This window comes from Thermobaculum sp. T2p (assembly GCF_059335935.1).
Genome location: NZ_JANZYQ010000041.1, coordinates 1 through 932, shown reverse-complemented (window position 1 = coordinate 932; position 932 = coordinate 1). Strand labels below are relative to the sequence as shown.

General features: G+C 55.0%; 1 protein-coding gene. It reads right to left on the bottom strand.

The window, feature by feature from the left end; translation table 11 throughout:
* Positions 1-238: 238 nt before the first annotated feature.
* Positions 239-932: glycosyltransferase (locus N2245_RS14370; RefSeq protein ID WP_494537393.1), on the bottom strand; the 694-nt coding region annotated here is incomplete at its 5' end.

Genomic DNA, 932 nt, shown 5'->3' with positions numbered 1-932 from the left:
AGTAACTACGCATACCCCTACTGTGGATGTACCTGTCCTTGGGTTGGTGCAGGTATGGATTCTTGCGTTGCCTCCCCCCTGCTCCTTGCCCCTTTCAAAGAAGTCCCTTGCCTGACCATCACGCATCTTCGACTCCTTCCTAGCTCACATGCTCGTGATCATGGTAAGTCCTAGTCATCTACTTGGGGTGGATTAAGAGTTGATCTTAGGTTGAATGTAAGTACTGCCATGGAATTGGTCAGGTACCGTGTATTCTCCTATACTCCTCATATCTGAAGCCCAGCAAACCCATGATCACCCCCCATGATTGGGCGATCTTGAGCAGGTGCTCTATAACCTCTGCTCGCTTGTGCCGCAACAGGAGCAGCAGGATACGTGGAACCTCTAGGACGATCGTCACCCAAGATCTGAGGGCCCTTACAAGCAGGTTCTTCCTGAGCTCCTTTGGCATCAGCTTCTCGCACAGTACGCTGTCGTTGCCTGTCCGGTAGCTCCTTCTGATCATCCACCCTAGGTTACCCCTGCTGTGCGGCACGACTTCGTACACCGAGCTCTCTTTACACCACACGAGCCTATGCCCACTGCGCGACATCTGCAGCGTCAGGAGCCTGTCCGAGCCACCTGTAAGCGCAAGCCGGGGATCGAAGGGCCCAGGTATCTTGATTATGCTCGAAGTTCTCAAGAGGCAATTGCCGGTGGTGGCGAAACCGATCCTATCACCCGTGCGCGCCATATCCCTGAGTCTCCCAATCGGCCAAGCCCTCTTGATCCACTCAGGCGTGCCTTCTTCGAACTGTGGGATGATGGAGCCTGCGACGACGTCGGCGTTGTAGAGTCTTTGGGTGTAGAGGAGCTCATCCAGCCAGGAGGGGTCAGCGTACTCATCGTCGTCGATGAAGGCTATGAAGTCGCAGTGCTTGGCCAGGGCCACT